At 38.6% G+C, this 21,965-nt stretch carries 24 protein-coding genes and 1 tRNA gene; 8 read left to right on the top strand and 17 right to left on the bottom strand.

From position 1 onward, the window contains the following. From THC_RS09220 to THC_RS07070, 4 genes are all read right to left on the bottom strand, one after another. Positions 1-1,191, bottom strand: coding sequence for a pyridoxine 5'-phosphate synthase (locus tag THC_RS09220; RefSeq protein WP_231938340.1), 1,191 nt, complete (start codon positions 1,189-1,191; stop codon positions 1-3). Then, positions 1,175-1,957, bottom strand: coding sequence for a tRNA (adenine-N1)-methyltransferase (locus THC_RS07080; RefSeq protein ID WP_068515328.1), 783 nt, complete (start codon positions 1,955-1,957; stop codon positions 1,175-1,177). The genes THC_RS09220 and THC_RS07080 overlap by 17 nt, the downstream gene beginning before the upstream one ends. A 2-nt stretch (positions 1,958-1,959) precedes the next feature. Next, complete coding sequence (locus tag THC_RS07075; RefSeq protein WP_068515325.1) at positions 1,960-3,321, bottom strand: aminopeptidase; 1,362 nt, start codon at positions 3,319-3,321, stop codon at positions 1,960-1,962. A 464-nt stretch (positions 3,322-3,785) separates the two neighbouring features. Beyond that, entirely contained in the window at positions 3,786-4,187 is a 402-nt protein-coding gene (locus THC_RS07070; protein WP_068515323.1) for a hypothetical protein, read from the bottom strand. Between the two features lie 140 nt (positions 4,188-4,327). On the opposite strand from THC_RS07070, the gene THC_RS07065 reads away from it, so the two are divergent. Next, positions 4,328-5,707 (top strand): sigma-54-dependent transcriptional regulator, encoded by a 1,380-nt coding sequence (locus THC_RS07065; protein WP_068515321.1) that lies wholly within the window; start codon positions 4,328-4,330, stop codon positions 5,705-5,707. Here THC_RS07065 and tsaD read toward each other — a convergent pair. From tsaD to THC_RS06995, 13 genes are all read right to left on the bottom strand, one after another. Beyond that, on the bottom strand, positions 5,704-6,696 hold the full coding sequence (gene tsaD / locus THC_RS07060) for a tRNA (adenosine(37)-N6)-threonylcarbamoyltransferase complex transferase subunit TsaD (protein ID WP_068515320.1): 993 nt from the start codon (positions 6,694-6,696) through the stop codon (positions 5,704-5,706). The two genes, THC_RS07065 and tsaD, sit on opposite strands and share 4 nt — an antisense overlap. Positions 6,697-6,698: 2 nt before the next feature. Then, the gene (locus tag THC_RS07055) at positions 6,699-7,268 is read right to left on the bottom strand and encodes a D-sedoheptulose-7-phosphate isomerase (protein ID WP_068515318.1); all 570 of its coding nucleotides are present in this window, start codon (positions 7,266-7,268) and stop codon (positions 6,699-6,701) included. 2 nt (positions 7,269-7,270) lie between these two features. After that, positions 7,271-8,044 (bottom strand): YdcF family protein, encoded by a 774-nt coding sequence (locus THC_RS07050; RefSeq protein WP_068515315.1) that lies wholly within the window; start codon positions 8,042-8,044, stop codon positions 7,271-7,273. A 12-nt stretch (positions 8,045-8,056) separates the two neighbouring features. Further along, positions 8,057-8,134, bottom strand: a tRNA-Asp gene (locus tag THC_RS07045). Between the two features lie 585 nt (positions 8,135-8,719). Then, positions 8,720-9,505 (bottom strand): hypothetical protein, encoded by a 786-nt coding sequence (locus THC_RS07035; RefSeq protein WP_068515310.1) that lies wholly within the window; start codon positions 9,503-9,505, stop codon positions 8,720-8,722. Between the two features lie 3 nt (positions 9,506-9,508). After that, positions 9,509-10,504, bottom strand: a complete 996-nt coding sequence (locus THC_RS07030) for a DNA adenine methylase (RefSeq protein WP_082706369.1) — start codon at positions 10,502-10,504, stop codon at positions 9,509-9,511. A 122-nt stretch (positions 10,505-10,626) separates the two neighbouring features. Next, positions 10,627-11,415 (bottom strand): glutamate racemase, encoded by a 789-nt coding sequence (murI, locus tag THC_RS07025; RefSeq protein ID WP_068515307.1) that lies wholly within the window; start codon positions 11,413-11,415, stop codon positions 10,627-10,629. Then, a complete protein-coding gene (locus tag THC_RS07020) occupies positions 11,412-11,702 on the bottom strand; it encodes a hypothetical protein (protein ID WP_068515305.1) in 291 nt (96 codons plus the stop codon). Before THC_RS07020 ends, murI begins: the two co-directional genes overlap by 4 nt. A 4-nt stretch (positions 11,703-11,706) precedes the next feature. Further along, positions 11,707-12,453 (bottom strand): Rossmann-like domain-containing protein, encoded by a 747-nt coding sequence (locus tag THC_RS07015; protein ID WP_068515302.1) that lies wholly within the window; start codon positions 12,451-12,453, stop codon positions 11,707-11,709. Positions 12,454-12,455: 2 nt separating this feature from the next. Further along, the gene (locus THC_RS07010) at positions 12,456-13,250 is read right to left on the bottom strand and encodes an Mrp/NBP35 family ATP-binding protein (RefSeq protein ID WP_068515298.1); all 795 of its coding nucleotides are present in this window, start codon (positions 13,248-13,250) and stop codon (positions 12,456-12,458) included. A 2-nt stretch (positions 13,251-13,252) separates the two neighbouring features. Continuing rightward, positions 13,253-14,065 (bottom strand): 4-hydroxy-tetrahydrodipicolinate reductase, encoded by an 813-nt coding sequence (gene dapB, locus THC_RS07005; protein ID WP_068515296.1) that lies wholly within the window; start codon positions 14,063-14,065, stop codon positions 13,253-13,255. Next, on the bottom strand, positions 14,056-15,216 hold the full coding sequence (locus tag THC_RS07000) for an exonuclease SbcCD subunit D (RefSeq protein WP_068515284.1): 1,161 nt from the start codon (positions 15,214-15,216) through the stop codon (positions 14,056-14,058). Before THC_RS07000 ends, dapB begins: the two co-directional genes overlap by 10 nt. Beyond that, positions 15,213-15,809 carry an RlmE family RNA methyltransferase gene (locus THC_RS06995; RefSeq protein ID WP_068516725.1) on the bottom strand — a complete coding sequence of 199 codons (597 nt, stop codon included), beginning with the start codon at positions 15,807-15,809 and terminating at the stop codon, positions 15,213-15,215. The genes THC_RS07000 and THC_RS06995 overlap by 4 nt, the downstream gene beginning before the upstream one ends. Before the next feature lie 235 nt (positions 15,810-16,044). On the opposite strand from THC_RS06995, the gene THC_RS06990 reads away from it, so the two are divergent. The 7 genes from THC_RS06990 to THC_RS06960 are packed head-to-tail and all read left to right on the top strand — an operon-like array spanning position 16,045 to position 21,892. Further along, on the top strand, positions 16,045-17,154 hold the full coding sequence (locus THC_RS06990) for a hypothetical protein (protein ID WP_068515282.1): 1,110 nt from the start codon (positions 16,045-16,047) through the stop codon (positions 17,152-17,154). A gap of 21 nt (positions 17,155-17,175) precedes the next feature. Then, positions 17,176-17,376: a 50S ribosomal protein L35 gene (rpmI, locus tag THC_RS06985; protein ID WP_068515279.1), complete on the top strand. Its 201-nt coding sequence runs from the start codon at positions 17,176-17,178 to the stop codon at positions 17,374-17,376. Between the two features lie 36 nt (positions 17,377-17,412). Next, the gene (rplT, locus tag THC_RS06980) at positions 17,413-17,769 is read left to right on the top strand and encodes a 50S ribosomal protein L20 (protein WP_068515277.1); all 357 of its coding nucleotides are present in this window, start codon (positions 17,413-17,415) and stop codon (positions 17,767-17,769) included. Further along, the gene (gene pheS / locus THC_RS06975) at positions 17,770-18,783 is read left to right on the top strand and encodes a phenylalanine--tRNA ligase subunit alpha (RefSeq protein ID WP_068515275.1); all 1,014 of its coding nucleotides are present in this window, start codon (positions 17,770-17,772) and stop codon (positions 18,781-18,783) included. Between the two features lie 8 nt (positions 18,784-18,791). Next, positions 18,792-21,191: a phenylalanine--tRNA ligase subunit beta gene (pheT, locus tag THC_RS06970; RefSeq protein ID WP_068515271.1), complete on the top strand. Its 2,400-nt coding sequence runs from the start codon at positions 18,792-18,794 to the stop codon at positions 21,189-21,191. Position 21,192: 1 nt separating this feature from the next. Continuing rightward, the gene (locus THC_RS06965; protein WP_068515269.1) at positions 21,193-21,489 is read left to right on the top strand and encodes an HU family DNA-binding protein; all 297 of its coding nucleotides are present in this window, start codon (positions 21,193-21,195) and stop codon (positions 21,487-21,489) included. Beyond that, entirely contained in the window at positions 21,473-21,892 is a 420-nt protein-coding gene (locus tag THC_RS06960; protein ID WP_068515268.1) for a MerR family transcriptional regulator, read from the top strand. The genes THC_RS06965 and THC_RS06960 overlap by 17 nt, the downstream gene beginning before the upstream one ends. Positions 21,893-21,965: the final 73 nt, after the last annotated feature.

Raw genomic sequence — 21,965 nt, 5'->3', positions numbered from 1 at the left:
TTAACCTCTTGCCCTAAGAATTAGGTTCTTCATTTCTTTAACAGCCTCTTTCATACCCACAAAAATAGCTCTTCCAATGATGCTATGGCCGATACTAAACTCTTCAATCTCAGGAATAGCTGCAACTGGCCCTATATTTTCGTAATTGAGTCCGTGTCCAGCATGCACTATAAATCCTAAGTCTTTTGCAAGATGAGCAGCTCGTTCAAGTCTTTCAAACTCAACCATTCTCTTTTCTTCATCTTCAGCCTCAGCATACATTCCTGTATGAAGCTCAACAATTTGGGCCCCTGTTTTTTGGCCAAGCTCTAAGGCTTTTTCATCGGGATTTAAAAAAAGACTGACCTTGATGCCTGCTTTATTGAGTTCTTTTACTACTTTTTTGACCTCCTCTACCCTACCCTCAAGTTCCATCCCTCCTTCAGTGGTAACCTCTTCCACTCTCTCTGGAACAAGAGTCACCTGATAGGGTTTAACCTCCTTTGCAAATTTCACAAGATCTTTATCTATGGCCATCTCAAGAATAAGCTTGGTTTTTATAATTTCTTTTATGATTCTAACATCTCTTTCCTTAATATGTCTTCTGTCAAGCCTAAGGTGCACAACTATTCCATCAGCCCCTCCAAGCTCAGCAAGAACTGCTGCATGCACAGGATCAGGATAATAGGTCTTTCTTGCTTCTCTAATGGTGGCTACATGATCTACATTTACGGCAAGTTTGGCTGGCATATATTCCCTCCTCATCAAAAATCTAACTATCTCTTCCTTTTTTTCACACAAATATTTAGCTAATTTTATTTCATTTTTAAGCATAAGCCAAGGGCTATAAAGACCCTTCTCATGATCATAGTCCAAAAGATGGAGAAGGCCGTGCAGAGCAAGGATTAAAAGATAGTCCTCCAGGGGGAGATCATAGGTTTTGGCCTCAATCTTTGCCCTCTCAACAGAGATTATAATATCCCCCAGATAACCAGGCATTTCCCCTTTAAAAGAAATTACATTCGTTGGATAATCTCTCTTTAAAAACTGAAGATTGTAATCCCTTATTACGACATCATTTGTGAAGACAAGGGTTAAATTCCTTGCAGGAAGATTTAAAATTTCAAAAGCCTTCAAGATTTTTTGCTTGAGTCCTCTGTCCAGGGCTCTCGGAAAAGACTTTATTCCAAGATACTCAATCTTCATTGCCATCTTTCACCTTAACCTTTTTAGTAAAGATGAGATAGCCTGTGTGAGCAACCATAAGATCCTCGGGCCGAAATCTCTCAGGATTTAATTTATATGGTCTAAGGAAAATCTCAATAACTTCTATGTCTACAAAAGGGAGAGCCTCAAGACCCTTTAAGACCGAAGTTACCTGATTTGTGGTTGGAACCAATATTCCAAGGGGATGTCCTCCTTTAAGGGCCCTATAAGCTGGAAAGAGGAGTCTTTCAGGTTCCCGCACATCCAGAAAAAGGGCATCCACCTCTTCCTCTTCATCAAAGGCCTCTTCTACCTCCTTCAGCTTAAATACAACTCTTTCCTCAAGATTAAATCTTTTGAGATTTGTCCTTGCAATCTCAACAAAGGACTCTTTCTTTTCATAGGATATAACCCTTCCGGTTTTACCAACAAAATAGGCTAAAGCTGTGGTAAGAGCCCCTGAACCACACCCGCATTCAAGGACAGTCTTCCCCTCAACTATATCCAATTTAAGAAGGATATAACCAATGTCCTTGGGATAAATAATCTGGGTCTGCCTTTTTATTTTCATCAGAAGATCAAAAATAGTGGGTTTTAAAATATAAAAGGGCACTCCTTTAGAGGAAAGGATGTAATCTCCATATTCCTTGCCCTCTATTTGAGAAAGGTCAAGATAACCAGCATGGGTATGAAAGATTTCCTCTTTTATAATCAAAAGATACTTCTTCGAGCCTTTCTGAAGTATAACGAGATCACCCTTTTGAAGGGCCATTTTTAACCTTTCAAAAAGGCCTTAAAGGCCCGATAGGTCATATAGAGGTCTCCTTTGTGGGCAATCTCAAAGGGTGAGTGCATGGAAAGAAGTGGTGGGCCTATATCAACAACATCCATCCCGTAGGAGGCAAAATATTTGGAGACTGTTCCCCCTCCTCCTTCATCAACTTTACCCATAGAAGCCACTTGGTAGACTACCCCCTCCTTTTCAAAAAGGGACCTCAGGTAACTTATATATTCAGCATGGGCTTCATTAGCCATATATTTACCGCCATGTCCAGTGTAACGGCTTATAACCACCCCGTAACCAAGCTTGGCATCATTGAGTTTGTCGTGAACCTCAAGATAATTGGGATCAATCCCTGCGGTAACATCCGCTGAGAGGGCCTTAGTTTTAGACATAATTTCAAAAAAGACATCTGGAGTTGGGGATAACTCTTCAGCTTTCATGAGTTCATAGACCAAGCTCTCAAAGATCCGACTTTTGGCACTGGTATTTCCCTCTGAGCCTATTTCCTCCCTATCCATAAAGAGGACAAGGGTGGTATATAAAGGTTTTTCTATGGATAACAGAGCTTGAAAACTTGTAAAGGCACAGATGCGATCATCCTGACCGTAGCCTCCCACAAAGGCTGAATCCAAACCAACCAATCTTGCCCTTCCTGCAGGAACAGCAAAAATCTCTGCTGAAAAGAAGTCTTCCTCGCTTATACCATATTTTTCCTCAAAAAGCTTTAAAATTCTTTTTTTAATACGCTCTTTTTCCTCCTTTTTTCCCTTTCCGCTCTTTTCTATAGGAATTCCACCTATGAGTATATTTAAATTTTCAGCAGGGATAGCTTCAGCCAGCCTTTTTTCTTCTTGTTTTTTTCTTCCCAGATGAGGCAGAAGATCACAGATTGTAAACAAAGGCTCATCTTCCCTTTCTCCAAGCACGAGATTAATTATTGAGCCATCCTTTTTTACTACCACTCCATGTAAAGCCAGAGGCATAGCTACCCAATGATATTTTTTTATTCCGCCATAATAGTGGGTCTTTAAAAATGCCAGGTCCTGATCTTCAAAAAGGGGATGAAGTTTTAAATCAAGTCTCGGGGTATCAATATGACTTATAATAAGTTTTAACCCTTCTTGAAGTGGTCTTTTACCTCTTCTCCAGCAGGCAAGGAACTTATTTCTATAGGTAAAAAAGCCTTTATCCCGAGCTTTTTCTTGAAACCCCTTTTTTAGCAAATCCTCTTTAAATTGCTCTACACACTCTCTTTCTGTCTTAATCTCGGATAAAAAATCAAGATATTTCTTAATAAGACCCTCAAGCTCCTTTATTTCTTCTGCTTTAAGCTTATCAAAAACATGTTCCATCTCTCTCCTCCCTGGAAAGTTTTTTGTATTAATTTTAAATCAAAAGTTCCTTTTTCAAAGCACTGTATAAGTTCATATCTTTTGAGACTTAAGGAGATTTTCTCCTACTTCGGTTGTAGGAAAATGAACCTGTATTTTGTAGGGGCAAACCTATGTGTTTGTCCTCATTTGGAAAATCTATGTGTTTGCCTGTTATGTGTTTTTTACATCAATGTAGGGGTTCAAAATCTTGAACCCCTACACGGGGCAGGCACGCAAGGGGCTTCCCCTCCTCTCACCTCTCACATTTTCACCTCTCTCACCTTTTACCACCCTTTTTCTTGTAAGGATCTGAAACTATGCAAAAAAAGGGTTTGCATTCAGTCCTTTTAAGCCTCTTGTATTTTAAATAAGTTTTTTAAAGTAAAGAATTATTGTGTATGCAGAAAGGGATTTAATTCAGGAATTATAACGATAGAAGAGCTTTATAAAAATTTGAGTCGAGCTAAAAGGACACCTAAGAAGGCAAAGCCAGCTGTTATCAACCATTGCATAAAATTCATACGCTTTTCAAGGGATTCAAATCTAACATTCATAGCCTCAAATCTTGCATTCATCTCTCTCATCAAACTTTCAAATCTCTTTTCTTCAAGCTCCCTTAAAGCCTTTAATTCCTCTTCCACACGAATAATTCTCTCAAGGAGAGTTGACACCTTCAGTCGCTCTTCATTTAATCTCAGTTTTTTCTCCATAAGTTCAGATAATCTTTTCTCAAGGGTCTCCATTATCTCAGAACTAATTTTTTCCTTGATTTCATACCCTAAGGTCCCGCTAAAAATGTCTCTTACAGCTTCTGTTAATTCCTTGGGACTAAAATTAGTATTCATAAAAGCCTCCCTCTAAGCGCAATCAATCTATATATATTGTATCAAGAAAAAATTAAAATAAAAGATGAAGTTTATAGCCCTTTTATGAGTAAACTTCTGAGGTGGAAAATAGAAAATTTAAAATTATACTATTATAGAAGATGGGTGAGATCTGGGTAATTGATGACGAAAAGGGCATACTTGAGACCCTTGGGGGGATTCTGCAGGATGAGGGTTATCAGGTTGAGACCTTTGCACTGGCAAAATCTGCCCTGGAAAGACTTTCTCAGCGCACTCCTCAGGCAGTTTTTCTTGACCTCTGGCTTAAAGACATGGAGGGCCTTGAGGTCTTAGCAAAGATTAAAGAACATAATGCACTACTTCCAGTTATTATCATCTCAGGGCACGGCACAATTGAAACTGCGGTAAAGGCTCTCAAAATGGGAGCCTTTGATTTTATAGAAAAGCCCCTCTCCTATGAGAGGATTCTCGTTTCCTTAGAAAATGCCCTCAAATTTGTAAGACTTGAAGAAGAAAATAAGCGGCTGAAGGCTCAAATCTATGCACAGGTTCAACTTACAGGTCGATCCAAGGCTATTTCTGAAATAAGAGATCTTATTCAACGGGTCGCTCAGACAGATACAACTGTTCTCATTACAGGTGAGTCAGGGGTAGGAAAAGAGGTGGTAGCTAAACTTATTCACCTTCATTCTAAAAGAGCAGAAGGTCCCTTTATAGAGGTTAATTGTGCAAGTATTCCGGAAACTCTTATTGAAGCTGAACTTTTTGGATTTGAAAAAGGGGCTTTCACAGATGCCAGAAGTCCAAAAAAAGGCAAATTTGAAGTGGCTCATGGAGGCACTATCTTTCTTGATGAAATCGGAGATATGAATCTCTCTGCCCAGGCCAAAGTCTTAAGAGTTCTTCAGGAAAAAAAGATAGAAAGATTAGGTGGGCAAAGACCCATTGAAGTAGATGTAAGAATTATTACGGCAACGAACAAAAATCTTGAAGAGGAGATTGCAAAGGGCCGTTTTAGAGAGGATCTTTACTTTAGACTGCGGGTCTTCCCCATTCATATTCCTCCCCTAAGGGAAAGACCTGAAGATATTGAACCCCTTTGTGAGACCTTCCTTGAGGAAATGGCTTTAAAAACAGGCCTTGGAAAAAAAAGGCTTTCTCCTGAGGTCAAAGAGCTAATAAAAAAATATCCCTGGCCAGGTAATGTTAGAGAGCTCAAAAACTTTATCGAAAGATTGGTTATTCTCACCACCTCTGAGGAAATCACTCTTAATGATCTTCCCCAGGACTTTTTGTCAACTCTTACCAAAAAGAAAATTTTAAAGGAGAATCAGGAACCTTGGTTCATGGCAAAGGACTTTCGCACTGCAAAGGCTTTATTTGAAAGGGAGTTCTTACGCAGAAAACTTGAGACCTTTCGGGGAAATATAACCCAAACCGCAAAAGAAATAGGGCTTGAAAGAACCTATCTCCAGAAAAAACTTAAAGAGCTGGGCCTAAAAGAGGACGATCTTCCTTAGGGCCTGGACTTTTTGAAAAGAGCTCTTGAATAGGGCTCAGCATCAAGAGAAGCGAAATCTTTTTTCTTAAATTTAATCCATCCAAGAAAACCCACCATAGCTGCATTATCTGTGCAATACTTGGGATGGGGAAAAAAAATCTCTTCTTCTTGGGCTCTTTCCTGAAAAAGACCTCTCAAATAGGTATTGGCAGAAACCCCTCCTGCCACAACAATTCTTTTGATCCCCAGAACTCTTGCTGCCCTTAAGGTTTTCTCAACAAGCACCTCACAAAGGGCCTTTTGAAAGCTTGCACACAGATCCTCATTCCTGAGATTTCCCTCTCTTTTTAAAAGTTGGAAAACAGCAGTTTTAAGCCCAGAAAAACTGAAATCAAAATTTTCCTCCTCAAGCATGGGTCTTGGAAGGGGGTATTTCTCAGGATCCCCCTTCTCAGCAAGCTCACTTATAACAGGGCCACCTGGATAGGGAAGGCCAAGGAGTTTGGCAATCTTATCAAAGGCCTCTCCAGCTGCATCATCCCGGGTATGTCCAATAAGTTTTAAAGAATCAAAATCCTGAACCACAAAAAGAGCAGTATGTCCTCCAGAAACCAGAAGCCCGAGATAGGGAAAAGATACCTCTCTTTCTAAAAAGATGGAAAAAAGATGGGCTGAAAGATGATCAACAGCAATAAGAGGTATTTTAAGGGCTAAAGAAAGGGTTTTAGCGTAAGTTACTCCTACCAGTAAAGACCCCAGAAGCCCCGGACCAAAGGTTACTGCAACTCCTTTAAGATCATAGGGCTTTAAGGCCCTTTCCTCAAGGGCTCTTTTAACGAGGGGATGAAGAACCTCAAGTTGTTTCCTGCTGGCAATCTCAGGCACAATTCCACCATAAGGAGAATGAAGGGCAACCTGGGAGTAAAGGAAATCCTCAACAAGGGTTCCTTCTTCAGAAAATAGAGCTACCCCTGTTTCATCACAAGAGGTCTCTATGGCAAGAAGCATACCTATGCAAAAAGGGCCTTTTCTAAGAGTTCAGAATAGATATGTAAAAAAAGAAGGTGCCCCTCCTGTATACGAGGAGTATCTGTTGAAGGCACAAGAATAAGGTAATCACAGTAGGGAGGCATAAGCCCCCCACTTCCACCACTGAGCCCAATGGTATAAAGTCCCATCTCCTTTGCTGTCTTTAGGGCTGAGATAATATTAGGTGATTTTCCACTGGTACTTATAGCCAAGGCAATGTCCCCGGGCTTTCCAAGAGCCTGAACCTGCTTCACAAAGACCTGAGAAAAGTCATAGTCATTAGAAATAGCTGTAAGAACCGAAGTATCCGTAGTTAAAGCTATGGCAGGAAGGGGAACTCTCTCCATCTTAAAACGATTAACAAGCTCTCCTGCCAGATGCTGAGCATCCGCTGCTGACCCCCCATTCCCAAAAATAAGAAGTTTTCCCCCGTCTTTGAAGACCCTTTTTGTAAGCTCTACCACTTGAAGAAACTTTTCACCTTCCCTTTCAATAAAGGCAGAGATTGTGTTTTGATGCTCAATTTTAATTTTTTCCAAAAGGTCCTTCATTTTTAAGTCCTTTTTATGAAATATTTGATTTTATAATAAGTCAGGGCAAGATATTCCTGAAAGGCAAGGTTGGTGAGATTTAGATAGAGATCATGAGGGAAAATATAAAGAAAGAGACGAGAGGGCTTACAGAGGGGATAATTATAATTTGTAGGGTATGGGAGGGGATTCAGTCCTTCCTTTTTAAAGAGAAAGATAGCCCGTGGGAGATGATAGGCAGAAGTGAGAAGATAAAAGGGTTCCCCTGGAGGGATTATCTTTTTAACTTCTTTAGCGCTCCTCAAGGTGTCAAGAGGTGTATCCAAGGCCTCAACCTTAACCCCCCATTTCTCAGCAAGCTCTTGTAAATATCCAGCCCCCTTTCCTTCAAAAGAGCCCCCTACTATCCATAACTTCTTTTCAGGATATTTTTTCTTGATTTCAAGGGCAACAAGAAAGCGAATTAAAGTCTCTCTGCTAAAGCGCTCTTCTAAGGATAGACCTGGGTCTCCATAAATTCGCCCTGTAAGAACCACTAAATTTTTTATTTTTGAGAGCTCTTCCTCAGAGGGGATAGGATAATCTTTTTCGAGGTTTTTGAGTAAAAAATAAGGTAAAAATGGGGTCGTAGAAAGATAGTATAAAAAGATGGCTAAGAAAAGGAGAAAGCGCCTTCGCCCTCTTCTTTTTCCAAGGAGCACATAAATTGATACCGCAAGCAAAAAGAGAAAGATTAAGGTTGATGGATAAAAGAGGTAGAGAATAATCTTTTTAAGTAGAAAAGTAAGATCAGGCATAAAGATTTTAAATGGCGGGGCTGACGGGACTTGAACCCGCGGCCTCCTGCGTGACAGGCAGGCGCTCTGACCGTGCTGAGCTACAGCCCCTTTTATTCATAACAATATAACCTATTTTAAAAAAAAAGCAAGATCCTGTATAAGTCCATATCTTTTGAAACTTAAAATTTACCTCTTTTGGTGGATAAATCGGATTTTTATTTAGTAGGGGCAAACCTATGTGTTTGCCCCTTTGTGGCGTTTCTGTTATATGTTCCTTTACATTATTGGGCAGACACGCATGGATTGGACAGACACGCATGGGGCTTCCCCTACTCTCCCCCTCACCTTTTTCCACCCTTTCTTTTTCTTATAAGGATATAAACCTATGCATTTATCTTAAAAGCTAAAATCTTGAGAGTTTGGAATTATGTTCCCATAATTTTTTCACTCTCTAATGGCTTTTTTCAATCCCTAATTTCCAAATCTTTAATTTCTTCAAAACTTTCTTGTGAGTTTGCGTTAAAATTTATCTCTGATTTTTCTGAAAATTTCCTTACATTAGAATACCAATTTAAGCAACTTTTCAAAATATTTTGGTATTCTCTGATATTAAAATAACTTTTTTCTATAAAATAGATAAATGAAACTTTATAAGCCCTCTTAATGCGTTCCAACTCATTTTTATAGAAATTCTTATTTTTCTCTTCTATTATGTATTTTTGCCAATTTATTTATAGCTTTACCATAGAGAATTATTCTATCATTTAGTTTTTTAATTTTGTTTATATTTGATTTTAGTAAATTAAAAGTTAGTTTTTTATCTATCCAAAATTTTATTTCTCTATAGTGAATATCACTATCATTTCTCATCTCAATTTCTCCATAAGTTTTACCATTTACTTTAAAAATAACCTTTTGGTCATCCATCTGATTTTTTCCTCTTGCTTTAGAGTTTTCAACCTCATAGTTCTCGGTCAAAACTTCAATAACTTGCTTGCCCCAGAAAACATGAAAAAACTCGTCCTCTTTAATAACTAAAAAATCAACCTCACCACCGTTTAACATACTTTTTTCAAGAAACGCAGCTAAAAGTCTCTTTTCTTTTAATCTTTTGCATAATTCTCTCATTGGTTTTTGTAATTTCTTTTTATATAACACCTTATCTCTTAAATAATCGTTCCTATTTTCAGGAAAACTTTCTATACATTCTAAAAACAATTCTCCAAGTCCATTCATACCTTTAAAAATATTATCTTTTTCAAATCTGGTTTTACTATACAAAAAAATCTGCCATTTCTTTTCTCCACTTTTTACAGAATAAGAATGACCTTCTGAATCAATTACATCTTTTTTAGCCTGAGGTTCGCTCGTATATTCTTTGCCAATTCCCAAACATTCGGCAAATTCCCTGGCATCTGCATGCCCCTTTCTTTTTACATAACTTGCTTTTTCAGATGTCATTGCTTTCTTTTTTGCCACAATTTAATTCCTTTTGATTATTAACAATTCATGTGTTTTCTTTATATGATTAGTATTTTTTATTTTCCTGTTGAAACCTATTCGTGTTTCCCCTTGCCCCATGGTGTAATGTATAGGTAATTCAATGATCTCAAAATCCTTATACCAATCCCTAATTGTAGGTGCGTCATTATAAGATAGAATAAATCCTCCTTTATGATTTAATAAAAGATCTCTTAATAACTCGTGATTAAAATTATTGTGGTGAACTGGAAAATTTCTTTGAGGATAAAGTCCTCTAAAAAGGGTGCTATCTTCTCCAAGGTAATATGGTGGATCGCAATATAAAAATTCCTTCTTAAACTCAGGTATAACTTCTTCAAATGATGCACATTCTATAATAATATTTTTAACATTAAAATTTTTAACTCTATCTAAAAGACGAAAATATACTTCTTCATTTGCATAAACGGAAGACATCCATCCCAAAAATCCAGGACCATAAGAAAGATTATGATTAAAATAGTAATAAGCTGCAAGCTTTAACTCTGGCAGTTTTTCCTCTCCTTTCCAATGTTTTTTTAGATTCTCTTTAACCCAATTATAAGTTTCTTTTGTAGGTTTTAATTTTGCTAATTCTTCATATAGTTTATCAGGTTTCTTAATTTGAACTTTCCAGTAATTAACGAGTATATCAAATACATCAAAACCGATCACATCAATACCTAATTCTTTTGCTACTGCAATTTCTATAGAACCACCACCAAAGAAAGGGGAAACTAATTTTTTTATATTTTCTGGCAATTTTTCTATCACATACCCAACAGCCCAACTTTTTCCACCTGCATATCTCAATGGAGATCCTAAATATCTTTTATATTTTCCTTCTTTGCCTCTTAAAATATTTAAAAAGTATTGCTTTCGACTTATTGGAGATAAATCTGAAAATAGATAACATTGAAAAGAATTATGACTCTTTGTAGAATTTATTTGTCTATAATTTGATTGAACTTTACTCATAATATTTTTCTAAGATAATGGATTTTTCTGTCATTGTCAAGATCCTGTATGCCTCCATATCCTTTGAATCTCTTTACCCAAGGAGGAGACCCAAGCTTCTAACAGAAAACCAGGCTAAAAAATTAAAGACTAACTTTGTTCAGCCTTAGCCTTCTCTTTAAAAAAAGCTGAGCCAATTTTTCAAAATTGGAGGTGAGATCTGAGACCCAGATCTCTGGCTCTCCATTAACCTTTAAACTCTCTTTCAAGGGGAAACTCTTTTCAATGAACTCAGCCACCTCTATGGCTACCTCTTCAGAGGGATCAATGAGCTTAACCCTCTTCCCTGCCTTTTCCCCAATGACCTTTTTTATAAGAGGATAGTGGGTACATCCAAGGATAAGAGTATCTATCCCCTTAATTTTAAGGGGCATAAGATATTTTCTTACAATCCTTCTTGTTTCAGGTTTATTTAGCCAGCCCTCTTCAATTAGAGGCACAAGCAAAGGAGCTGGATTAACTACAACTTTAACTTCCGGGTCAGCCTCATGAAAAAGTCGCTGATAGATACCACTTTCAACAGTCGTGCGCGTTCCAATTAGCCCAATTATTTTTTTTCTCGTAAGTTGAAGAGCCTTTTTAAAAGAAGGGGTAACAACCTCAAAAAAGGGAATCTTCCGAAAGGTCTCTTTCAGGACAGGCATAGCGGTGCTTGAGACGGTATGACAGGCTACTACAATAACCTGAGCACCTTTTTCAAGAAGAAAACGGGTATTTTCAAGGGCATATTTAGTAACAGTTTCAGCACTCTTTGTGCCATAGGGTGTGCGAGCAGTATCCCCAAAATAGATAATCTTATATTGGGGAATTTTGGCAAGAAGCTCCCTTACAACCGTTAAACCACCCAGCCCAGAGTCAAAAACCCCGATCATGTCTTCATCCTGAGGTAATGTTCAAAACTGGCTGAAAGAGTAGTTAATAAGGCAATTAGGAGTACCCATCTGAGAAATTGTCTCCGTGTAAAAGACTTTTTACTGAACCGAAATTTTAAACCATTTATAATAATTGTTAATCCAAGAGCATAAAGTCCTGAACCAAATAATATTTTTGCGCTTTCAACAAAAGTTTTTTCAAGGCTTGAAGGATAGATTCTCAGGCTGAAGAGAAACCATAAAAGGGCTATCAAGCTATAAGAAAAAATACTTTTATAATCTTGCATAAATTTATTTTTTCACCTTAAGATTAACTTTTTCCAGGGCTCCTTTTTTAAAGAAGCTTAGTGTTCCCTTACCTTCGCAGACAAGCCTAAAGAGGAGTTCACTATCCTTTACCGAGACCCCGCATAGCCATGTCACAGGGGTATATTTAAAGACCTCCGGACAAAGAGGAGTGCTTGGCCCCATCAGGATCACCTCTGAAATATTCTCAAGATAAGGTAGATATTCGTGAAAGCTTTTATTAGCAAGAGTCGCTGAAGTAACTATTCCCAAGGACAGTGGAGGAAGATTCTCAAGAGCCCTTTTGTTTTCCTCGGGATTACCCTTTTCTATAACAATAATTCTTTTTACCCGCCCCTGAAGTTTCTGGAAAAGGGGCTGAAAAAATCCTATCATAAGCACATCATCCTTGGGCTTGAGTGGAATCATCTCTAAGGGATCAACATTTGTGGCTTCCTTAAGAAGTTCTTTACGGTGATTGAAAAGGGCATTCATAATGGCCAGGGCTAAAAAAGTATCTGTTCTCGAGGGTGAGAGGTAGGCTTTTACTAAGAGATCAGCAGGCTGTTTCCAGTAGGAGACTTCGCTATCCTTACAGCAGAAACTTAAAAATTCTCTATCCACAAAGGAAAGACCAGACCCTCCCCTTTCAAGCTCAGCCAGGGCATAGTGAAGCCCGAGAACTACCCTCTTTATTCGTTTGGCCCGGGCAAGACTAACAGCCTTATCCACTAAATCTTCATAGAGCCTCATTCTCAATGCACCCTAAAGATTCGTTTTAAAAGGTTTTGAGATAAAATTTTTAATTCCCTATTGCCCCAGGGGGTGTCTACGATCTCACTTATGGTCTCCTTTTCAGTGAGCTCCTTTAAAAAGGGAAGTTCAAAAAGCAGTGGAGCCTTTATCTCCTTTAAAAAGGCCTCAAAGGAGTCCTCTTTACCGAAAAGATCACTCATATTTTTCACAACCCCCAAAAGGGGGATCTTTTTTTCTTTAAGGATAGTTGCAGTGCGAAGACTATCTGCCAGGGCAAGTTTGTGGGGTGTGGTAATCAAAATAAATCCATCTGGTGAGTAAAGATCAAGCATCGTTAAAAAAATATCCCCTGTGCCAGGGGGAAGATCCAAAATTAGAAAATCAAGAGGCCCCCAGAGAACCCTTTGAGTTAGTTCCTGGAGAAGTTTTCCAGCCATAAGACCTCGCATAAAAATAGGTTCCTTCTCCGTGATAAGAAAGGAAAGGCTCATAACCTTTATTCCTTCAAGGGAAACAGGCTTATATCCTCCTACATCTGTGGCTGGCTGAACTTTTTCTGGGCTTAAAAGTAGAGCACTATTTGGTCCATAAAAATCAAGATCAAAGAGTCCCACAGAAAAACCTTCTCCTTTCAGGGCCAGGGCAAGAAGAACAGAAAGAGTTGTCTTCCCTACCCCACCCTTACCACTTCCCACAGCCAGAATAAACCTAACTTCCTTTAAAGGGGAATGCTTACGAAAATCCTTAAAAAATCTTTCCCATTCAGGAGAGGAACATTCTTGTGGTCTCTCCATACTCATAGCTCCCGTAAACCAAGGACATCAAGCATGGTATAAACACCAGGGGCCTTCCCCACTACCCAGAGAGCTGCTCTTAGGGCCCCTCTGGCAAAGGTCTCCCTTGAGCTTGCCCGGTGTGTGAGCTCAATTCTTTCTCCAATGCCTGCAAACATAACCGTGTGTTCCCCAACAATATCACCTCCTCTTACAGTCTGAATACCTATCTCTAAAGGGGATCTCTCTCCAATAATTCCCTCCCGGCAAAATCTGAAATGCTCTTCACTTCTTCCAAGGGCCTTGGCAATAGCCTGAGCAAGTTTGAGCGCTGTTCCACTGGGAGCATCCTTTTTCATACGGTGATGAGCCTCAATTATCTCAATATCATATCCCTCAGAAAGAACCCTTGCGGTAACCTCAACAAGTTTGGTTAAGAGATTTACTCCTGTACTCATGTTATAATCCTGCACAAGGGGAAAACTCCTTTTAGCAAGCTCGTGAATCTCAGAAAGCTCATCCTTTGAAAATCCAGTTGTTCCAAGCACCATGGCCTTCCCGTATCTTGAGTTAATTTGGGCATGTTTGAGACTGGCCTTATGAAAGGTAAAATCAATAATAACATCCCCTTTTTCAATCACCTTTTCTAAGGAGTCCTCAATTGGGATACCTGTTTTTGGAAGCCCAATCACCTCTCCCAAGTCTTTCCCTACAAAGGGATTTTCAGGGGCCTCAAAGGCACCAACCACATCTAACTCGGGATGCTGAAAAATGAGTTGACATAGCGTCTTTCCCATGCGCCCCCCTGCACCTGCAACTATTACCTTTACTGGCATAATCTTCCCTCCTTTCTTTCATTTTTATAAAAATCTTCTAAGTACTTATTAAAGACCTCCCAGAGCCTTTCATCCATCTCCTTTTTCTCTACATAGTTATAAAATTCACAAAATAAAACCCGTTCATCAAGCTCTGATGACCTCAGTTCTTCATGAATAGTCTGGCCCTCTAATAAGATTTCTTCTTCCTCATACTCAAGGTGAAGAAGATTGGGAAAGTGCTCTTTTAATTTTTGATGAGCATCAAAAATAGGCAATTTATCCTCAAGGATAACCTTAATATAGGCATTGGTTTTCTCCATCTGCAAAAGTTTCTCAAATAGACCTTTAATTATCCTTAATTCGTAAGGAGGTTTAAGGCAAATAAATTCAGAAGAAAGACTTCTGCCATCCCATTCCAAGAAAAAAAGGCCTCTTTGATCAGAGTAATTTTCAAAGGAATAAGGAAGAGGGGCACCGGGATAAAAAAATCTCTCTTCAAGCACCTGGGGACGATGAAGATGGCCCAGTAAGAGAGCATCAAAGCAGGAAAAAAGTTTCTCTGAGAATACATAATCTGAGGTATAGCCCCGGATTGAAATCTCCTCACCACAAGAGATAGCTTTATCCACAGCAAAATGGGAGACTAAAAAAGCAGGCCTTTTTATTTCAATCTGTGAAAGAAGGGCTTCAAAAAGAGTGGTAAAAGTAATTTCCTCAGATGAATAGAAAAATCCCTGACTTAAGGCCTTTTCCAACAATTCATAGAGAGGGAGATAGGGGAGTATATATAAATTGAGGTGTTTTCCAGATTTATCCTTCCAGATAAAGGGTTTAGAAAAAAATTTAAGGTCATCAATAAGGTGTATGCCTGCAAGTTCAATAAAATGTTTATGCAGGGAGGTTCTCCTTGAATCGTGATTTCCTAAGATTAATAGAGAGGTAATTTTAAGGTCAGAGAGCCTCCTTAAAAGATCCTCATAAAAAAAGAGGGTTTCCTGATCAGGCAAAGGTTTATCTAAAATATCCCCTGCTACAATTAAAAAATCAGGTCTTACCTCTTTAAGTAAAGGAAAAAAAGAATTCTCAAAGAAAAGGGCCTGCTCAGAAAGAAGTTTTTTTTGAAAGATATTTTTCCCGAGATGCCAATCTGAAGTTAAAAGTATTCTCATTTTTTATTTAGAGCCAACAAAAAAAGCTCCTTACTCCCTTTACGGGTAGCTTTTGGTTTAAGAATTTTAACACTTTGAAAGATTTTTTCAAATTCCTTGCGCACCTTTGGAAACTCTGGTCCATCAAAGATCTTTACAAGAAGGGTCCCTCCTTTTCGTAGTAAATTCTTAGCAAGTTCAAGGGCTCTGAGAGATAGTTCCACGGACTGGATATGATCTCTGATTTGAATGCCGGTAGTTTTGGGGGCCATATCACTAAGAATAAGGTCAAACTCACTAAATCCAAGGCTTTTAAGCTCATCTTCGGTGAGTTCAAAAACATCTTTTTGCAAAAAGGTGAATAAATTGGATTTAAATTTAACTGGTTCAAGGTCAACTCCCACAGCATGCCCCTGAGGCCCTATAATTTCACAAACAAACTGAGACCAGGAGCCAGGGCTTGCTCCAAGATCCAGAACCTTATATCCAGGCTTTATAATTTTAAATTTTTCCTGAATCTCCATTAGCTTAAAAACAGAGCGAGCAGGATAGCCCTTCTTCTTAGCAAGTTCTGCCCATTTGTCAAACCAGGGATTCTTCTTGGAAGACTTCATAGATCCTATGAAAAACTTAAAATGGGAATTGTCAAGATAAGGTATGCCTCCATATCTATTGAAACTCAAAAGAATTTTTTCTACTACTTCTCACTACTCACCTTTTCACAGTTTTACCACCCTTTCTTTTTCTTGTAAGGATCTGAACTTATGCACCGCATTGACATACGCTATTACCGACGCTATCATAAAGTTATTTAATCAATTAAATGATGCTAACTCCCAAAAGGGGCTTATGGAATTTTACTTGTTAATAATTTTCTTCTTTCTTCTCTTAATTATTTATAACTTAGTAAAGTTCTGGCGAGTTAGAGCAGACTTTTTGGCTTTATTAGGAGCACAACTTGTGGGAACCCATCGCCTTATCAACCCCAAAGGAGTGCTTAATTTTGGAGGACTTAATATTGAGGTATTTACCTCTGATTATAAAGGAAAAAGATTAAATCTTAAGATAAGAACCAACTTTACCGGGTTTCTTACCCTTAGAAAGACAGACATCTTTGATAAATTAACAAGACAGCTCACTTACCAGGATCTTGCAGTAGAATATGAGGACAAGGAATGGTTTGAAAGGCTAACAAGTCATCAGACCTTTAAGGTGCTTTTACGAAAACTTCTTGAAGAGGCATCCATTGATAGATTAGAGATAAGAAAAAATACCTTAACTATTGGCTGGAACATAAAAAGGTCCCCCTTTGAAGTCAGCACCGACAAAGTGCATCAAGCACTTAATTTACTTAAAGATACTGCTTTTGTTCTTTCTACCCTCCCAAGCTCATGGCGCTACAAAGAAGATTTAAGAAATTTACTTCTTTTTAAACTACCTATACTTTTAACCCTTATAGCCTGCTTAGTAGGTATAGTGGGAAGATTTTATCAATACAACCCCCTTTGTCCTCTTGAAATTGTCTTTTTTGGATACAAACTTTTCACACCTTTTGTGCTCATCTATTTGGGTTTTCTTTGTTTTTATGTGGGAGGTTATGGATTATATCAGAGAATCTTAGGAAGTGGTTTTTTGGTCTTTTTTGTTTGTATTTTCTTCATAAGTCTCTTTTTTCTCTCTTATATTAATGGAAGGTTTGATACATCCCCTTCTCAGATTAAAAGAGATAGAATTGAGTCAAAATATTACAGCATTAAAAGAGGATACAGGCTTACCCTCTCAAATTTACATAAAGAGAAAAAACTCTGCGACAGCCTTAGTGTTTCAAAAAACTTTTATTATCAAGTAGAGATAGGAGATTACATAGAGTATGAAACTAAAAAGGGATTTTTAGGTATAGAATGGTTTTATAGGGGGTTGTATTTACCTAAAAATAGGGTAAACTTGGAAATTCAATAAAAATAAAAGGAGTGATCTGCTATGCCCAAGATGAAAACTAACAGGAGCGCTGCCAAGAGGTTTAAAGTTACTGCCACAGGTAAGATTATGCATAAAAAATGCGGGAAAAGACACCTTCTCAGAAAGAGGAGCTCTAAGGCCAAAAGGGCCCTTGGCAAATATAAAGAACTCTTTAAGGGTTACTACTCTCACATAGCTAAGGCCATAGCTGATAAACTTTAAGAAAAATATCTATACTTTTCAGGGAGGTAAGGACTTATGCCCAGAGCTAAAGGTGGTGTTAAAACCAGAAGAAGACATAAAAAGATTTTAAAACTCACCAAGGGATACTGGGGGCAGAGAAAAAATGTCTTCAGGAGGGCCAAAGAAACCTTAGAAAGAGCCCTTGTTTATGCTTACAGAGATAGACGCAATAAAAAAAGGGAATTTCGCAAACTCTGGCAGGTTCGTATTGGAGCTGCGGTAAGACTTCATGGTTTGAATTACAGCCAATTTATGGGTGGGCTTAAAAAAGCAGGAGTTTCCCTTGACAGAAAGGTACTTGCCTATCTTGCCGTTACCGAACCAGAGACCTTTGGAAAATTAGCTGAAGTGGCCAAAAAAGCCTGGCAATAAATGAATCTTGAAGAGATTCACAAGCTTAGAGAACTTGCTCTAAGAGAATTAGAGGAAGTTTCTGATCTTTCAGGCCTTGAGGCCTTTAGAATAAAATTTCTTGGTAAAAAAGGCGAACTCACTCAGGCCCTTAAATCATTAAAAGATCTACCCTTGGAGGAGAAAAAAAGAGCGGGTTCTCTTCTTAATGAGCTGAAGATCTATCTTGAAGAGGCCCTGTTTCAAAAAAGGAAGGCCCTGATTATAGCTGAGGAGGATAAAGAGGTAGGGCTTGACCTGACTTTACCGGGAAGAAGGCCAGAAAGAGGAACCCTTCATCCCTTAACTCTGATTATTGAAGAAATCTGTGCAATCTTTACCCGTCTTGGTTTTGAAATCGTTACAGGTCCTGAGGTAGAGTCAGACTATTATAATTTTACAGCCTTAAATATTCCAGAGTGGCATCCTGCAAGGGACATGCAGGCAACTTTCTATCTTAAAAATGGAGCTCTCTTAAGAACCCATACCTCACCCATGCAAATAAGAGCCATGCTTGAAAGGACCCCTCCGTTGAGAATTATTGCCCCAGGGAAGGTTTATCGCTGTGATGCCGATGTAAGGCATTCTCCCATGTTTCATCAGGTTGAAGGTCTTATGATTGACGAAAAAGTTAGCTTTTCTGATTTAAAGGGAATTCTTTCCTTTTTTGCAAGGGAGACCTTTGGAGAGAAGACCCGGGTGAGATTCAGACCCAGTTATTTCCCCTTCACAGAGCCAAGTGTGGAGATGGATATAAGCTGTGTAATCTGTGATGGCAAGGGATGCAGGGTTTGCAGTCAGACTGGCTGGCTTGAGATCCTTGGAGCAGGCATGGTTCATCCTGAGGTTTTAAAAGGGGTAAATTATGATACCTCAAAATGGCAGGGCTTTGCCTTTGGCCTTGGAGTTGAAAGAATAGCTATGATTAAATTTGAAATAGATGATATAAGACTCTTCTTTGATAACCATCTTTATTTTCTTGAATCTTTTAAATAGAGGTTTTGATGAGAGTTCCTGTAAGCTGGCTATCTGAATTTATTGAATTAAAAAAATCACCTGAAGAAATCGCAGAGATTCTCACTCTTTCCGGGCATGAAGTTGAAGAGATTTATGACCCCTATGCTAAACTTGGAAGCCTCATTACAGTTAAGGTCCTTGAAATACTTCAACCTGAAGGCCTGAAAGAGGTTGTCTTATGTAAGGTCACGGATGGAAAAAGGGATTTTTATGTCTTTACCACAGCAAAGGATCAAGTCAAACCGGGCTTAATTCTTGGGCTGGCTACATCCGGGAGCCTTACTTTTACCCATCAAAAGATTGAGCCAAGAGAGTTAAAGGGCTATCCTTCAGAAGGCATGTTCCTTTCGCCTTTTGAAGCTGGAATTTCTGAGGAAAAGGATCGTCTCCTTACCTTCCCAGAGGATACTCCTATTGGGGTATCTATTTATCAAGTCTTAAAGGTTTCTGAACCAGTGCTTGATATTGCCATAACCCCCAATCGAGGAGACCTTCTTTCAATTCTGGGTATAGCAAGGGAGTTAAATCTTATCTGTGGCTGGCCTTTAAAACCTCTTAAATTTGAAGAGACTTTAAGAAAAGGTAGTCCCTTTCCAGGAAAAATATCTCTTTTAGATAAAGAGGGTTGTTTTAGATACACAGGAAGATATTTTGCTGGTATAAAGGTTGGTGAAAGTCCCTTTTTTCTCAGAAAGAGGCTTTTTCTCTGTGGTCTTAGACCTATCAATAATATCGTTGATATAACCAATTATGTGCTTCTGGAGATAGGTCAGCCTCTGCATGCCTTTGATTGGAAAAAGATTGCTGGAAAAGAAATAATTATCCGGAGGGCTAAAGTTCAAGAGAAACTTCTTATGCTGGATGGCGTTGAAAGGCTCTTTACAGAAGAGGATCTTGTTATAGCAGATGCAGAAAAGGCCTTGGTTCTTGCAGGCATCATGGGTGGTGAAGACTCAGGAGTTACAGAAGAAACAGAGGAGATCTTTCTTGAATCTGCCTGGTTCAATCCAAAAAGTATAAGACTTTCCGGCCAGAAACACCGTTTAACCACAGAAAGCAGTTATCGTTTTGAAAGAAAGGTTGACCCTGAGGGAGTTTTAACCGGGCTTTTAAGGGCCTCTGAATTGATTCTCAAGATGGTTAATCCCTCAGAAATATCGGAGATCATTGATCTCTATCCCAAGCCCTTTATTCCTCCTTGCATTGAGATCACACCTCAAAAAATCTTTCATGTCCTTGGCTTTGAAATTGAGCCAGACATTATGGAAAAGACCCTTAAAAAACTTGGAGAATTTGCAAATCCTAAAGGCCTTTATCAGGTTAAACCCCATTCTTACAGACAGGACCTTACTATTCCTGAAGATCTTATTGAGGAGATAGCGAGACTCTATGGCTACGACAAAATCCCTACCACTTACCCTCAGGTAGAACTCAAGGTTAAAACCCCTGATATCTTCTTTACCTTAGAAAAAAAGATCAAAACTCTTTTAACTGGTTTTGGATTAACCGAGGTTATTACTTATAGTTTTATAAATCCCGAGACCCTGAAAAAACTTAATCTCTCTTCTGAAGATCCAAGAGCAAGGTATCTTGAACTCTCAAACCCCATTGCCTCACATCTTTCAATTATGAGAACGAGTCTTCTTCCCGGGCTCATAGAGGTGGCCAAATTCAATGCCTCAAGGGAGGTTGAAGATCTCTCCCTTTTTGAGTTGGGTAAGGTCTTTTTCCCAGATGAAGCTCTTGCTCAGGAAAGAGTCAAACTGGGGATATTGTTAAAAGGATATAAAAGGCTTCTCCCCTGGGAAGGGCACAGGAGGCCTCTGGACCCTTTTGATTTAAAGGGGATTTTGGAAGAGCTCTTTTCTGCTCTTAAAATTCCGATGGAATTAAAGCCCTTTTCAGTTGAGCCCTTTTTGAAGAAAGGACAATCCTTTGATCTTTATTTAAAGGGAAATAAAATTGGCTTTGCTGGTGCTGTTAAACAATTTATTCTTGAAGAGCTTGACCTTAAAGGTCCCTTTTGGGTGGCTGAGATTGAACTTTCAGATATAATTGAAATCTATTCTGAATTAAGGGAAAAATTTGAAATAAGGAAACCACCTAAATTCCCCTCTACTTTCAGGGATTTAAGTTGTATAATGGATAAGAATATCCCTGTTCAAGAGGTCTTAGACTATATTAAATCCTTAGAGTGGCCCTATCTTGAAAAGGTTGAACTTTTTGATCTTTACGAGGGTCCGACCATTCCTGAGAATAAAAAAAGCATTACCCTGAGATTCTGGTATAGAGCATCTGAGAAAACCCTTCTTGATGAAGAGGTTAATGCCCTGCAAGGGGATTTAAATAAACGCATACTGGAGAAATTTAAGGCCAGTCCTCGCTAAGATGGGAAAACTTACGCGCAAAGAAATTCTCCGAGAATTACATGAAAGAACAGGCCTATCCCAGAGAATGCTTTCCCAGATTGTGGAGACCTTGCTTGAGGAGATGAAAAAAGCATTCGACCTCTCGGAAGAGATTAAGATCTCGGGCTTTGGAACTTTTATTCCTGTCTATACCAGACCTCGGCAGGGTAGAAATTTAAAAACCGGTGAAAGAGTTGCTATACCTTCTTTTAAAAAGGTGCTCTTTCACCTCTCTCCAACCTTAAGAGCTGAGCTCCATAATGAAAAGGGTAAATAAAAAATATGATCCCCTATATTTGCCTCTCAAAGAAGTTTGTAAAATCCTCAATGTAAAGCCTCATATCATTGATTATTGGGAGAAGCGTTTCCCAGAAATTAAACCCTATAAAATTGGTAAAAGAAATTTTTATAAAAAAGAACAACTGGAACTTCTGCTTCAACTGAAAAAATTGTTAGATGAGGGCTATTCCTTAGAAGGTGCTCGCAAAAAAATTTTTCAACCCAAAAGGGAGATTAAAAAAGAAGAGGCCTATACCCCCTCACTTTTCCCTAATTTAGAAATTCCTGAAGGTAATTTATCTAAGCACCATCAGGATGCTCCTAAGAAAGAAGAGCAGTATTTTAAAACTCTCCTTAAAGATCTGTTAAAGGAACTAAAAGACATTTATTCCTCCCTTTAAAGGCTTTTTTGTTAAAAAACCGATAAACATTTTAAAGAATTAGTGATAATTTTTGCAAAAAACTTGAAAATTT

Source organism: Caldimicrobium thiodismutans (assembly GCF_001548275.1).
Classification (GTDB): Bacteria; Desulfobacterota; Thermodesulfobacteria; order Thermodesulfobacteriales; family Thermodesulfobacteriaceae; genus Caldimicrobium; species Caldimicrobium thiodismutans.
The sequence above is the reverse complement of the archived record's forward strand: the minus strand, read 5'-3'. Positions and strand labels throughout refer to the sequence as shown.